Origin of the sequence: Aeromonas sp. FDAARGOS 1408 (genome assembly GCF_019048665.1) — a bacterium.
Classification (GTDB): Bacteria; Pseudomonadota; Gammaproteobacteria; order Enterobacterales; family Aeromonadaceae; genus Aeromonas; species Aeromonas dhakensis.
Genome location: NZ_CP077394.1, coordinates 1754520 through 1768360 on the forward strand (window position 1 = coordinate 1754520; position 13841 = coordinate 1768360).

Sequence of the window (13841 nt, forward strand, 5' to 3'; positions counted from 1 at the left end):
GTTTTCTTCTATCTGAATGCTGTTTATCTCAGCCAATTAAGGAGTCGGTATGATCGGGGCTGAACCCGTCATTGAGAAGCGTCGCTGGTTGTCACCCGTCTGGTTGCTGCCCTTTATCGCCCTGTTGCTGGCGGGGGGCTTCATCTACCAGCAGTTTGTCAGCAGTGGCCAGCTTATTCGCATCAACTTCGCCCAGGGCAACGGCATCCTGCCGGGCAAGACCCAGGTGCGCTACCAGGGGGTCGCCATCGGGGTGGTGCAGGAGCTGGAGCTGGCCGAGGATGGCCGCAAGATAGCCGTGCTGGCCAAGATTGACAGCCGGGCTCGCCCGCTCATCCGCAAAGGCTCGGATTTCTGGCTGGTGAGCCCCAAGGCGTCGCTCACCGAGATCTCCGGCCTCGATACCCTGGTCTCCGGCAACTACATCAACCTGCAGCCCGGGCGGGACAACAACCCGCTGCAGGAGGAGTTCGACGCGCTGGACGGCCCTCCCCCCGGTTATCAGGCCCAGGGGCGGATGCTGCACCTGACCGCCGATTCGCTCGGCTCGGTCGGCATCGGCGCCAAGCTCTATTTTCGCGGCATCGAGGTGGGCAGCGTCATCAACACCCGCCTTGGCGAAGAGAACCAGAACGTGATCCTGGATCTGGTAATCGAGCCGCGTTTTGAACACCTCATCAAGGCCGACACCCGCTTCTGGAACATCAGCGGCATCAAGGGCTCCTTCAGCCTGGCCGGGGTCAATGTGGAGGCCGGCAGCCTCACCTCCATCCTGAGCGGCGGCATCGCCTTCGACTCTCCCAAGGACTCCCCGGAGCCGGAGAAAGGCCAGGTCTTCACCCTCTACAAAGGGTTGGCCGAGGCGGCCCGCGGCGAGCGAATTGACATCCAGGCGGGGGATCTGCCCATCAAGGAGGGGATGCCCATCCTGTTTGAAGGCATCGAGATCGGCCGCATCGACCCCATTCGCCTGACCGACAAGGGCCGGGTGGTGAGCGCGCTGATCAACCCGGAGCAGGCGTTTCGGATCACCGGCAACAGCCGCTTGGTGTGGGAGAGCGTCTCCCTCGGCGCCGGCGGCATCAAGCATGCGGATCGCCTGCTGGCGGGCCCGGCCATTCGCCTCGACTATGTGGCGGGCGAGCGGGTCAAGGCCATGACCCTGAGCAGCAAGGAGCAACCGGGCGGCATCAAGCTGGTGCTGCAGGCCGACGATCTGGCCGGCCTCAACGAAGGGGCGCCGCTCTGGTACAAGGGCTTGCAGGTGGGCCAGATCAGCCAGCTCACCCTGGATGGCGGTGGCAACGCCAGTGTGGCTCTGGTCGTGCAGAGCCAGTATCAGCATCTGCTCAACCGGGCCCGTTTCTATCGGGCGGCGCCGCTGCAGATCGATGCCGACTTGAGCGGTATCAAGGTGGAAACCAGCCCGGCCAGCGCCTGGATTGGCGGCGGCATCAAGCTGGTGCAGGCTCCCTCTGGCGAGCGGGTCAACCGGCTCTATCCCAGCCAGGAGCTGGCCCTGCTCGGTACCCGGGATGCCAAGCCCCGTCGCTGGATGTTGAAGGCTGAACAAGCCGATGGCATCGGTATCGGCTCCCCGGTGCTCTATCTGGGGCTCGAGGCCGGTAAGGTCAACGCGCTGCGCGCCGCCAGGGAGGGGGTGGAGATCGAACTCGAGATCGCCGGTGTCTATGCCCCCCTGCTGGAGCAGCAGCCGCAATTCTGGAAAAAGCCGGCGCTGGATACCCGGGTGCGGGTGGATGGCGTGCAGGTCAAGGTGGGGAACCTCGCCACCCTGCTGCGTGGCGCCATCGAGTTCGATCGGCTCGGCACAGGCCGCAGCAGTCATCAGCTGTTTGACAGCAAGGAGCAGGCCAAGGCCAAGGTACGGACCCTCTCCCTGGTGGCTGACAGCAACCCGGGGCTCGGGGTCGGCAGCCCGATCCGCTACCGCGGGGTCGACATCGGCAAGATTGAACAGATTGAGCTGGAGCCGGCCCTGGGCCAGGTGATCTTCAAGGCCGAGCTGGATGGCCAGTATGCCGCGCGCTTCCTGCAGTCCGGTGCCCGCTTCACCCTGGTTCAGGCCAAGCTGGGGCTGGGTGGCGTGGCCCACCTCGATACCCTGATCAAGGGTGCCTTTGTGGAGGCGCAGCCCGGCCAAGGAGCTGGCAAGGAGCGCTTCCCCCTTAGCCAGAGTGGCCCGGCCGGCCTGGCGCTCACCCTCAAGAGCGCGTCGGTCAACGGTTTGAGCGTCGGCAGTCCATTGCTGTTTCGCAAGATGGTGGTGGGCAGCGTGACCAAGGTGGCGCTGGCCCGCGATGGCAGCGAGGTGCTGATCGACGTCAACGTGGAGCAGGAGTACGCCCATCTGGTGCGGGTCAACACCCGCTTCTGGAATGTCTCCGGAGTCAAGGCGGATATCGGCCTGACCGGTGGTACCATCGAGGTGGAGACGGTGCAGAGCCTGCTCGCCGGCGGCATCGCCTTCAACACTCCGGAGAAAGAGATGGGGCCGACCGTCAAGGCCGGCCACAGCTACCCGCTGCATGCCAAGGCCGAGAAAGAGTGGCAGGAGTGGAGCCCCCGCATCCAGCCCTGATCTCTCCCCTCACTCACGCTCACCCAAGCCCGGCACTGTGCCGGGCTTGTTTTTAGCCGCTGCGCTTTCAGAATATTCCTGCCCTTGTGATAAGATGTCGCCCCTCATTTTCGGTCAACGAGACGGCTCCGTGCACGACAACACCTATCTTCCCGATCACTTCTTGCGCCATATCGCAGCCATCATGCCGGCGCACCTCTCCATGGATGAGTTCGTGGCCAGTTGTCGACGACCGCTGCGGCGCAGTATCCGGGTCAACACCCTGAAGATATCGGTGGCGGCGTTTGTGGCGCGGATGCAACCGCTCGGTTGGCAGCTCGATCCCGTGCCCTGGTGCGACACCGGCTTCTGGCTCAGTCGCGAAGACGAGAGCGTGCCCCTTGGCAACACCGCCGAGCACTTGAGCGGCCTCTTCTACATTCAGGAGGCGAGCTCCATGCTGCCGGTCACCGCCCTGTTTGCCTGTGAGCAGACCCGGCGTGATGGCATGTTGCTGGACGCGGCGGCGGCCCCCGGCTCCAAAACCACTCAGATTGCGGCCCTGATGGACAACCAGGGGATGCTGGTTGCCAACGAGTATTCCAGCAGCCGGCTCAAGGTGCTCAGCGCCAATCTGCAGCGCTGCGGCGTGACCAACGTGGGCATGACCCATTTCGATGCCAAGGTCTTCGGCCAGTGGTTGCCGGAAACCTTCGATGCCATCCTGCTCGACGCACCCTGCTCCGGTGAGGGTACGGTGCGCAAGGACGAAGACGCCCTGCGCAACTGGAGCATCGAGAGCATCGACGAAATCGCCGCCGTGCAGCAAGGGTTGCTGGAGAGCGCCTTCCATGCTCTCAAACCGGGGGGCGTACTGGTCTACTCCACCTGTACCTTGAGCCTGCAGGAAAACCAGGCCGTCTGTCAGTCACTGCAAGACAAGTTCGGCGATGCCTTCAGCTTTGACTCGCTGGCCGATCTCTTCCCCGCTGCGGAGAAAGCCTGTACACCGGAAGGATATCTGCACGTTTGGCCCCAGATCTTCGACAGTGAAGGCTTTTTCGTCGCCAGATTGCGCAAGCACCACTCAGTGCCCAACACCATGTTCAAACCGGGCAAGCTCGGCAAATTTCCCTTCTCGCCGCTGCCGGCCAAGGAGTCCGAACCCATGCTGCGCGAGATTGAAGCAGCCTTCGGGGTGGCGCAGCAGGGAAATCTGTTTGGCCGCAGCGAGGAGATCTGGCTCTTCCCCCAGCTGTTCGAACAGGTACAGGGCAAGCTGCGTTTCGATCGCATCGGACTGAAACTGGCGGAGACTTTCAAGAAAGGGTATCGGCTGACCCATGAGTGGGCGCTGGCCTATGGTGACGGTGCGAGCAAGGGATTCGTCGAGCTCGATATAGCGAATGCGCGGGAGTTCATGATGGGGCGGGACGTGTGGCCGGAGCAAGCCGCCGGCACTGGCGAGGTGATCGTCCGCTATCAGGGTCATACCCTGGGCATGGGGAAATGGGTGGGCAGCCGGGTCAAGAATGCCCTGCCCCGCGAGCTGGTGCGTGACAACAATCTGTTCGTGTAACAAGTTGTACCGGAGCAGGAAAACCCACACTCCGGTTGAACCTTTGCGCGGGTCTTGAAAAGCCTTGAGCCTTGTCTAAGCTTAAAGGCAATCCGAACACCAGTTAGCGCACGGCTCTGCAAGGAGCCAATTCCCCTATGCCAGGTACAAGGAATTCGTACCTGGCTTTTTTTATGTCCCGGTTTCTCGATCTTTGCCTCAATTGCCGGCGCGTTTACTCGAGCATCTCCGCCGGTGCTTGTGCATCGATCTGCGCCCTGTCCTGTTTCTGTTTCTGCTCATGCTGATAGAGCAGATCGATGGCCTGTTCGATGAGGGATGCCTGGCTATCTTCGAGCAACTGCCCCAACATGGCCAACCGCTCGGCATGGCGATTGCTGATCCAGCATTGCAACCGGCTGTGAGTTTCCTGTTTGCGTTTCACGTGCTGGCGCTGCCGCTCGGCGTTGTCTTGCGCCCCGCTCACTTCTATTTCCTGGCTCATATCACCTTGCAACTTTGATTTTTACAGCCCGTTATCTCTCACCAAGTCTTCAATATTCGCTGACCAACACCGAAGAGCCTGACTCTCCCCTTCTTGATGGGGTGAGGTCCAGTGCGCTGCAAATATATCATTGGATCAACAAGATATCATTTAACATAAAAAAGTGAGTGACGCGGTTATATTACAGCAGGCCATCCAGGGCGTGATCCGAGAACTTGTGAGCATCGTCGAAATACTCCTGCAAGGTACGGATGTCCTTGTGGCGGGTGACCTCGATGATCTTGTTCATCGGTTTGCCGGCAGTGACCGCCGAGGTGATGAAGCCGCGGCGCAGACTGTGGCCGCTGACCTGGAGATCGTCGATGGCCTGACCGGTGCGCCGCTTGATCATCAGGTTGATGCCTTGCGGGCCGAGCGGCTCCTGCATGAGCTGGCCCCAGCGATTCATGCGGCGAAACAGGGCCCCCTCATGGATCCGGCTCTGTTTGAGCCAGCGCGCCAGTGCCGACACCGGGCAATATTGTTTGCCGGGCACCAGGGCGATCTCCGTTTCATGTAGCTGATGCTTGCTGGGCTTGAGCCGAAGGCGGATCCCCTGCCCCACAAAGTCGAGGTCATCCACCTCAATCCTTGCGGCCTCCGAGCGGCGCAAGGCACCGCTGAACATCAGCAACAACAGGGTGTAATCCCGCAGTCCCGCCAGATTGCTGGTGTCGATTTCGTCGAGCACGCATGCCAGCGGTTTCAGGGTCAGCGCCCCCGTTTTACGTTTGCGGTTGTCACCGAGCCGCACTATGCCCCGCATCATCTCCTTTATTTCCGCATGCTCGGTCGGCATGGGGTGGATCCCCTTCTGCTTGAAGGCATAACGGATGCCGGCGAGCCGTCTTACCAGGGTGGCTGGCTTGCGGGGATCGCCGTTTCGCAGCTCCCCCTTCCCCTCTTCCTTGTCCAGCCAGACCCAATCGGCCAGGATGCCGTCGGCCTGATCCGCCAGAAAGTTCATGATGTCATGATGGGTAGTCTGCAGCGGATCGAGCCCATGCAGCTGACACCAGAACACGAAGATACGGGTATCGGCCTGGTAGGCATTGAGGGTGGAGTCGGCTTTGGCGCTGCGCAGGAAGCGTCTGGCCCGGCTGTTCAGCTGAGGATCGAAGACGCTCTGCAAGGGCTGCTGAACTGGGTTTGAAATGCGTGGGTAGTTCACTTAACTCTATGATTTAATGCGGAGTTTCGTTGGATCTTACAGGATCTTGCAGATCTATCAAGTATCGATAATGAATATTATCGATACTTATGAAGAGTGCTTTTAACCCATTTCACCCTCCTCATTTATTCCTCAGCACACTGTTCTTCTTGCTTCGTTTTATCAGGGTTGAGGGCTTTGCCTCATCAGCATCCACTACACGAGGTGAGAGATAACGAACAACTATGATCGTTTTTGAATGGGCCATGATAGTGCTGATTGTCATAGTAAAACATAGTAAAACGCCCCGCATAGCGGGGCGTTGTTTGTTATCGCTTTGCCAACTTGAACAATTCAAAGAAGTTGTCACTGGTCGCTTGCGCCAATTCGGCTAGCGGCATTTGCCGCAGATCCGCGATGAACTGGGCCACGTCGCGAACAAAGGCCGGCTCGTTCTCCCTACCCCGGTGCGGAACCGGCGCCAGATAGGGAGAGTCGGTTTCAACCAGCAGTCGTTCCAGTGGCAACGCCTTGACCACCACCTGCAGAGCAGCCGCATTCTTGAAAGTGGCGATGCCGGAGATGGAGATATAAAACCCCATCGCCATGGCCGCCTCTGCCATTTCGAGTGACTCGGTGAAGCAGTGCAGCACCCCACCTACCTGATCTGCCCCCTCTTCACGCATGATCTGCAGGGTATCCTGCTGGGCATCGCGGGTATGGATGATGAGGGGCTTGTTCAGGGCGCGGGCCACCCGGATATGCTCCCGGAAGGAAGCCTGCTGTACCTCCTTGTTCTCCGGCGAATAGAAGTAGTCGAGCCCGGTCTCGCCGATGGCTACCACCCTTTCATCCGCCGCCTGGGCCAACAACAAATCGGCATCGACGCCAGGCTCCTGGTTGAGGGGATGCACGCCGCAGGAGGCAAACACCTGAGGGTAAGGGGCTATCGCCTCCAGCATGGTCGGGAACTGTGCCTGGGTCACGCTCACACAGAGAAAATATCCCACGTCCTGCCTGGCCGCCTTGGCCAGCACATCGGCCATGTCGGTCTGCTTGCTGCCATAACTCAGACGATCGAGGTGGCAATGGGAATCAACGAGTAACATACAAAACCTTTTGGGATCTATAACCAGCGAGTGAGCCAGTTCATCAAATGAATTGTGGGGTTGGAGAGCTGCCCGGGCTGGCAGGCCGCCTTGAGCCCAACGAGCTGCTGCTCCGCCTCCAGCAGCTTTTCACTGGAGTGACGTTCCGCCAGTTGTTGACTGAGCGCGGCCAGATCCGGCATGGCCAGCTGGTGAGGGCCACAACCGGCCTGCGTCTTGAGCGCATCGCACAAGAACAGCTGCACCCAGTGCAGTCTGACCTGGGTATCGCTCGCCAGCAGGCTGCACACATGGTTGGTCCGGGTGGGTGTTTGCGAGAGGGCGAGAAAACTCTCAAGCAAATCACGGCGATCCGTGTCCTGCTGCTGCGTCAAGTAATCCAGCACTCGCAGCGGAGCCCCTTGGCAGATCCGCACCTGAGCCTGGGTGGCCTGATGACCCTGCTCGGCGAGCCAGGCCAGGGTCTCCCCTTCCGCCGGCAACTGGCAGACATGCTTGTGGCAACGGCTGAGAATGGTGGGCAGCAGGCGGGAAACCTGGGAGGCGATCAGCAGCAACAAGCTGTCACCAGCCGGCTCCTCCAGGGTTTTGAGCAGGGCGTTGGCGGCCGATTCGGTCATGCGCTCCGCATCGGGGATGATCACCACCTTGCCGCGGCCAAGCTGGGCCGAATTCTGCAGGCGCGCACAGATCTCGCGGATGGCCTCGACCCCTATGGTCTTGCCCTCAGTGGTGAGGGAGCCCAGATCCGGGTGATGACCCTTTTCAAACAGCTGGCAGGAGTGGCAATGACCACAAGGCTCGCCCCGATCAGGCTGATGGCACAGGTGCAGGCGGGCCAGCTGCTGTGCAAGTTGCTCCTTGCCAAGACCGGGATCACCCAGCAGCAGCCAGGCGTGCCCCAGCCGGCCGGCGGCGGCAGTCTGACTCAAGGCATGCCAGTCCGGGATCAACCAGGGATACATGAGGGCTCGTCTTTCAGGTAGTGGGACAATGCAGCCTCGATGGCCGCCTTGACCTGCTCCGGCGCTTGGCCGGCATCGATCACCTTGATTGACTCATCGGCGGCAGCCAGTTCCAGATAACGCTGGCGGGTACGCTCGAAGAAGCTGAGCTGCTCAAGCTCGATCCGGTCCAGCTCACCGCGGTGACGGGCCCGTTGCAGGCCGATGGCGGGATCGATGTCGAGATAGAGGGTCAGATCCGGCTTGAAGTCGCCGAGCACGGCCCGCTTGATGGCGCCGATGAGGTTGGCATCGATGCCACGACCACCGCCCTGGTAGGCCTGGGAGGAGAGATCGTGGCGATCGCCCACCACCCAGACGCCGTCAGCCAGCGCCGGCTTGATGCGTGTCTCGACCAGTTGCACCCGGGAAGCGTACATCAGCAGCAGTTCGGCTTCGATGGTGAGCCGCTCGTCGTGCACCTCCTTGACGATGGCCCGCATCCGTTCCGCCAACGGCGTGCCGCCCGGCTCACGGGTACACTCGATCCGCGCCACGCCGCGGGCATGCAGATAGTCGGTCACGTAGCGCACCGCGGAGCTCTTCCCCGCACCTTCCAGTCCTTCAATCACGATAAATTTAGACATTAGGGTTTCTTCAAAATGTATTCACGCACCGCCCGATTGTGTTCATCGAGGGTCTTGGAAAAATAGTGGGCCCCGCCCCCCTTGGCGACGAAATAGAGATAGTCGGTCGACAGGGGATTGAGCGCCGCTTCGATGGAGGCCTTGCCCGGCATGGCGATGGGGGTGGGCGGCAAGCCGTCGATCACATAGGTGTTATAGGGGTTCACGTCGGTCAGGTCGCTGCGGCGGATATTGCCGTCATACCTGTCCTTCACCCCGTAGATGACGGTGGGATCAGTCTGCAGCTTCATGCCAAGGCGCAGACGATTGACAAACACCGAGGCGATCCGCGCCCGCTCTTCCGGCATCCCCGTCTCTTTTTCGATGATCGAGGCCATGATCAGCGCCTCGTAGGGAGTCTTGTAGGGCAGATTGGCCTGACGCTTCTCCCAGCTCTGCTGCAGGAAGGTTTCCATGTCCTGATGGGCACGGCGCAAAATGGAGAGATCGCTGGCATGAGTGGTATAGGCGTAGGTCTCCGGCAGGAACCAGCCCTCCAGCTTGCCGTTTTCAATGCCAAGCTCCTGAGCCAGATCGGTCTCGGGCAACTCGACGGTCAGCCGCTCCAGATAAGGGGCGCTGGCCAGCTGCTTCAACCAATCCTCGAAACGGGATCCTTCGACGAAGGTCAGGCTGAAGTGAAACTCCTTGCCGGAAGCAAACAGGGAGAGGGTATCCTTGAGCGGTGCCCCTTCCTTGATCTCATAGGTTCCGGACTTGATGGCAACCAGCTCGGGGTGACCGCGCAACCAGAGTCGCACCGCCCAGGGGCTGGTTTCCCCCTCCCCCAGTTCGGCGATCAGACGCGCCGCATGGGCTCCCTTCTCTACGGTAAAGAGACGGGTCGGTCCCTTGTTGGTGAGCGTCTCCACCTGTTGCCACTTGTAATGTACATAGCCCCCGGCAGCGGCGACAGTCAGCGCCGCGCCCGCGAGCAGGGTGTAAAGCCGATTAAACTTCAATGACCAAACGCTCCTGTAAACGGCGGATCAATTCCTGACTGGCATATTGGGTCTCCCCGATGCCGGTGACCGGCACTATGCCCATCAGGGTATTGGTCAGCCATACCTCTTCGGCCTGCCACAGTGACTCCAGCGGAGCCTCCACGACACGCAGTTCAATGCTCATCTGTTTTAGCATCGCCATCACATGGCGCCGCATGATGCCGTCTATGCCGCAGTGGGAGAGATCCGGCGTAAACACCGTTCTGCCACGGCGCCAAAACAGATTGGCACTGACCCCTTCTACCAGAAATCCCCGACTGTTCAAGACTATACCTTCGACCCCGGAACGGGCCGCAAGTTCGCTTTTCAGCAGCACCTGCTCCAGCCGGTTGAGGGTCTTGAGGCCTGCCAGCATGGGGGCATCCCCCAACCGCTGCCGGCATACCAAGAGTGGAATGCCATCTTGCTGCCATGTCGGGTAGTGAGCCGGGTAAGCAGCCAGCGACAGGATCCGGGTCGGCGCATGGCAGGCAGTGCAATCATAGCCCCGGCCACCGCTGCCGCGGGTCAGCATCACCTTGATCACCGCCAGCGCTTGATCACGGGCCAATTGGGCCACTTCATCGCCGAGTTGTTGCCAGTCCAGCTCGGCAAGGCCGAGTCTGGCGCTCGCTTGCTGCAACCTTGCCAGGTGTGCCGGCCACCAGACGGGCCGGCCATCCCTGACCAACAGGGTGGTGAAATGACCATCCCCATAGGCCAGACCACGATCCATGGCGGACACGCTGTCTGTCGGTATTCCATTGATCAGCAAAAGGATCCCTCCGATAAAAAAGGCCCGATACTGACGTATCGGGCCCATACTATCCGCCCAGGGCGAATTATACGCGTTTGAAGATCAGTGAGCCATTGGTGCCGCCAAAACCGAAGGAATTGGAGAGGGCATATTCGAACTTGCCGGCCTTGGCAACATGAGGCACCAGATCCAGATCGCACTCATCATCCGGGTTGTCCAGGTTGATGGTGGGCGGCGCCATCTGATCGCGCAGCGCCAGTACCGTGATGATCGCCTCGATGGCGCCGGCGGCACCCAACAGGTGTCCGGTCATCGATTTGGTGGAACTGACCATCAGGGATTTGGCATGTTCGCCAAATACGGCCTTCATGCCGCGCAGCTCGGCAACGTCACCCAGCGGGGTGGAGGTGCCGTGGGCATTGATGTAACCCACCTGCTCGGGGGCGATACCGGCATCCTTGATGGCATTTTGCATGGCGCGGGCGCCACCGTTGCCATCGGCGGGAGGGGCCGTCATGTGGTAGGCATCACCGCTCATGCCAAAGCCGACCAGCTCGGCATAAATCTTGGCGCCACGGGCCTTGGCGTGTTCGTACTCTTCCAGCACCAGCACCCCGGCGCCATCACCCAGTACGAAACCGTCGCGATCTTTATCCCACGGACGGCTGGCCTTGGTGGGCTCGTCGTTGCGGTTGGAGAGCGCCTTGGCGGCGGCAAAACCGCCCATCCCCATCGGGGTGGATGCCTTCTCGGCACCACCGGCCACCATCACGTCCGCATCGCCGTAGGCGATCATGCGACCGGCCATGCCGATGGCATGGGTGCCTGTGGTACAGGCGGTGGTCACGGCGATGTTGGGGCCCTGCAGGCCTCTCATGATGGAGAGATGACCGGACACCATATTGATGATGGTGGACGGTACGAAGAAGGGGCTCAGCTTGCGGGGACCGCCGTTGACCAGGCTGCTGTGGTTCTGCTCAATCAGACCCAGACCGCCGATGCCGGAACCGATCGCCACACCGACACGCTCGGCATTCTCCTCGTTGATGACGAGACCGGCATCATCCAGCGCCTGCACGCCTGCGGCGATGCCATACTGGATGAAGAGATCCATCTTGCGAGCTTCTTTGCGGTTGATACCGTACTGCTCGGGATCGAAATCCTTGACCTGGCCTGCGAAGCGGGTCGCAAACTCGCTGGCGTCAAAGTGTTCGATGGGAGAAATGCCGCTCTGCCCGTTGAGCAGGGCTTGCCAGCTGGATTCGGCAGTGTTGCCTACCGGGGAAAGCATCCCCAAGCCGGTCACCACGACTCTGCGTTTTGACACTGAGGTAGTCTCCGAGAGGTGTTTTGAAAAGGAGTAAACATAAAAGAAGCGGCCCTTAGGCCGCTTCTTTCAGAACAGGAACTTATTCCTGATTAGCGGTGATGTAGTCGATAGCCGCTTGAACAGTGGTGATCTTCTCGGCTTCTTCATCAGGAATTTCGGTATCGAATTCTTCTTCCAGCGCCATTACCAGTTCAACGGTATCCAAAGAGTCAGCGCCCAGGTCGTCGACGAAGGAGGCAGCGTTCTTAACGTCTTCTTCTTTAACACCCAGTTGTTCGATGATGATTTTCTTTACGCGTTCTTCGATGTTGCTCATGACCTGAATTTTCCTTTAAAAATACGCTATTGCGTCTGGTTGGGGTAGTTTATTCAATTGACGTGAGTTTGCAAGTAGCTTGCCGCTGGTCAAACCACGAAATTCGCCAAACTTCGGCGTACTATCGCAAATTTGAACAGATCTCACGACAAATTGATTACACCATGTACATCCCGCCATTAACATGCAGGGTTTCGCCAGTGATGTAGGCGGCATCATCCGATGCCAAGAATACCACAGCAGCGGCAATTTCTTTTGGATCGCCCAGACGAGCGGCAGGTACCTGGCTCATGATGCCGGCACGCTGCTCTTCATTGAGCGCCTTGGTCATATCGGTCTCGATGAAACCGGGGGCAACCGCGTTCACGGTAATGCCGCGGGAGGCCACTTCACGAGCCAGCGACTTGGTGAACCCCACCAGGCCCGCCTTGGCGGCCGCGTAGTTGACCTGACCGGCGTTGCCCATGGTGCCGACCACGGAACCGATGCTGATGATGCGGCCATTGCGCTTCTTCATCATGGCGCGCAGCACCGGCTTGCTCAGACGGTACAGGGAGGTGAGGTTGGTGTCGATGATCTCGTTCCACTCATCATCCTTCATCCGCATCAGCAGGTTGTCACGGGTGATCCCTGCGTTGTTGATCAGGATGTCGATGTCGCCAAAACGCGCTTTGATGGCGGCGAAGACGGCTTCGATGGATTCCTGGCTGGTCACGTTCAGCGCCATGCCGCAACCCTGTTCACCCAGATAGGCGCTGATTGCCTCGGCGCCGCTCTCGCTGGTCGCCGTGCCGACTACCTTGGCGCCACGGGCCGCAAAAGTTTCAGCAATCGCACGGCCGATGCCACGACTGGCACCGGTCACCAACACAACCTTATCGGTAAAGCTCATTCATTGCTCCTGTTTACTTGATCTGGGCCAGCGCCTGCTCGAAAGAGGCGGCATCGTTGGCATGAATACCTTCCACGCGCTTGTCGATGCGCTTGGCGAGCCCGGTCAGTACCTTGCCCGGTCCCATTTCGATCTCGAGGGTGACCCCCTCATTGGCCATCCGCTCGACAGTCTCGGTCCAACGAACCGGGCTGAACAACTGACGCACCAATGCCTGCTTGATGGCGGCCGGATCTTGCTCACAGGATACGTCGACATTATTGATGACGGCGATGGCAGGAACCTTGATCTCGATCCCGTCCAGCGCAGCTGCCAGTTTTTCGGCAGCAGGTTTCATCAGCGCGCAATGGGAGGGCACGGAGACCGGCAGCGGCAGCGCACGCTTGGCTCCGGACTCTTTCATCAGCACGTTGGCGCGCTCGACGGCCTCTTTGTGACCGGCGATGACCACCTGGCCAGGGGAGTTGAAGTTGACCGGAGAAACCACCTGCCCTTCAGCCGCTTTCTCGCAGTTGGCGGCGATGGCGTCGTTGTCCAGGCCGATGATGGCGGCCATGGCACCGGTGCCTTCCGGCACGGCTTCCTGCATGGCCAGACCACGCAGCTCAACCAGTTTGACCGCATCGGTAAAGGTCAGCGCGCCGCTGCAGACCAGGGCGGAATACTCACCCAGACTGTGGCCTGCCATCACGGCGGGGGTTGCCCCACCCTGCTGTTGCCACAGGCGCCACAGCGCGACAGAAGCGGTCAGCAGTGCAGGCTGGGTACGCCAGGTCTTGTTCAGCTCTTCGACCGGACCTTCCATGACCAAGGCAAACAGGTCATAACCCAGCACCTGGCTCGCCTCGGCGAAGGTCTCCTTGATCACGGCATGTTGTTCGGCCAGCTCGGCCAGCATGCCGACGGTTTGGGAGCCCTGTCCCGGGAAGGCAATGGCAAATTGGGTCATCATTGATTCCTTTAAATAAGAGAAAAATGAGAACGGCAGGAT

13 protein-coding genes are annotated in these 13841 nt (G+C 60.1%); 2 read left to right on the forward strand and 11 right to left on the reverse strand.

Annotated elements, in window-relative coordinates:
• Positions 1–49: 49 nt before the first annotated feature.
• Both I6L38_RS08310 and rsmF read left to right on the forward strand, forming a co-directional pair.
• Positions 50–2602 (forward strand): MlaD family protein, encoded by a 2553-nt coding sequence (locus I6L38_RS08310; protein WP_024941788.1) that lies wholly within the window; start codon positions 50–52, stop codon positions 2600–2602.
• Positions 2603–2732: 130 nt separating this feature from the next.
• Positions 2733–4160, forward strand: a complete 1428-nt coding sequence (rsmF, locus tag I6L38_RS08315; RefSeq protein ID WP_024941787.1) for a 16S rRNA (cytosine(1407)-C(5))-methyltransferase RsmF — start codon at positions 2733–2735, stop codon at positions 4158–4160.
• 214 nt (positions 4161–4374) lie between these two features.
• On the opposite strand, the gene I6L38_RS08320 is transcribed toward rsmF, so the two are convergent.
• From I6L38_RS08320 to fabD, 11 genes are all read right to left on the reverse strand, one after another.
• On the reverse strand, positions 4375–4644 hold the full coding sequence (locus I6L38_RS08320) for a RepB family protein (protein ID WP_024941786.1): 270 nt from the start codon (positions 4642–4644) through the stop codon (positions 4375–4377).
• 181 nt (positions 4645–4825) lie between these two features.
• The gene (locus I6L38_RS08325; RefSeq protein ID WP_024941785.1) at positions 4826–5854 is read right to left on the reverse strand and encodes a site-specific integrase; all 1029 of its coding nucleotides are present in this window, start codon (positions 5852–5854) and stop codon (positions 4826–4828) included.
• 308 nt (positions 5855–6162) lie between these two features.
• Positions 6163–6942 (reverse strand): TatD family hydrolase, encoded by a 780-nt coding sequence (locus I6L38_RS08330; RefSeq protein ID WP_139430864.1) that lies wholly within the window; start codon positions 6940–6942, stop codon positions 6163–6165.
• A 17-nt stretch (positions 6943–6959) separates the two neighbouring features.
• Positions 6960–7907 (reverse strand): DNA polymerase III subunit delta', encoded by a 948-nt coding sequence (gene holB / locus I6L38_RS08335; protein WP_201880565.1) that lies wholly within the window; start codon positions 7905–7907, stop codon positions 6960–6962.
• Positions 7892–8533 carry a dTMP kinase gene (gene tmk / locus I6L38_RS08340; RefSeq protein ID WP_201880566.1) on the reverse strand — a complete coding sequence of 214 codons (642 nt, stop codon included), beginning with the start codon at positions 8531–8533 and terminating at the stop codon, positions 7892–7894. Before tmk ends, holB begins: the two co-directional genes overlap by 16 nt.
• Positions 8533–9534 carry an endolytic transglycosylase MltG gene (gene mltG / locus I6L38_RS08345; RefSeq protein ID WP_005300892.1) on the reverse strand — a complete coding sequence of 334 codons (1002 nt, stop codon included), beginning with the start codon at positions 9532–9534 and terminating at the stop codon, positions 8533–8535. Before mltG ends, tmk begins: the two co-directional genes overlap by 1 nt.
• Positions 9524–10378 (reverse strand): aminodeoxychorismate lyase, encoded by an 855-nt coding sequence (pabC, locus tag I6L38_RS08350; protein ID WP_201880568.1) that lies wholly within the window; start codon positions 10376–10378, stop codon positions 9524–9526. The genes mltG and pabC overlap by 11 nt, the downstream gene beginning before the upstream one ends.
• 19 nt (positions 10379–10397) lie before the next feature.
• A complete protein-coding gene (gene fabF, locus I6L38_RS08355; protein WP_201880570.1) occupies positions 10398–11639 on the reverse strand; it encodes a beta-ketoacyl-ACP synthase II in 1242 nt (413 codons plus the stop codon).
• Positions 11640–11721: 82 nt separating this feature from the next.
• Complete coding sequence (gene acpP, locus I6L38_RS08360; RefSeq protein ID WP_005300909.1) at positions 11722–11958, reverse strand: acyl carrier protein; 237 nt, start codon at positions 11956–11958, stop codon at positions 11722–11724.
• A gap of 157 nt (positions 11959–12115) precedes the next feature.
• A complete protein-coding gene (fabG, locus tag I6L38_RS08365) occupies positions 12116–12850 on the reverse strand; it encodes a 3-oxoacyl-ACP reductase FabG (protein ID WP_005300916.1) in 735 nt (244 codons plus the stop codon).
• A gap of 13 nt (positions 12851–12863) precedes the next feature.
• Positions 12864–13799 carry an ACP S-malonyltransferase gene (gene fabD / locus I6L38_RS08370; protein ID WP_201880573.1) on the reverse strand — a complete coding sequence of 312 codons (936 nt, stop codon included), beginning with the start codon at positions 13797–13799 and terminating at the stop codon, positions 12864–12866.
• Positions 13800–13841 lie beyond the last annotated feature (42 nt).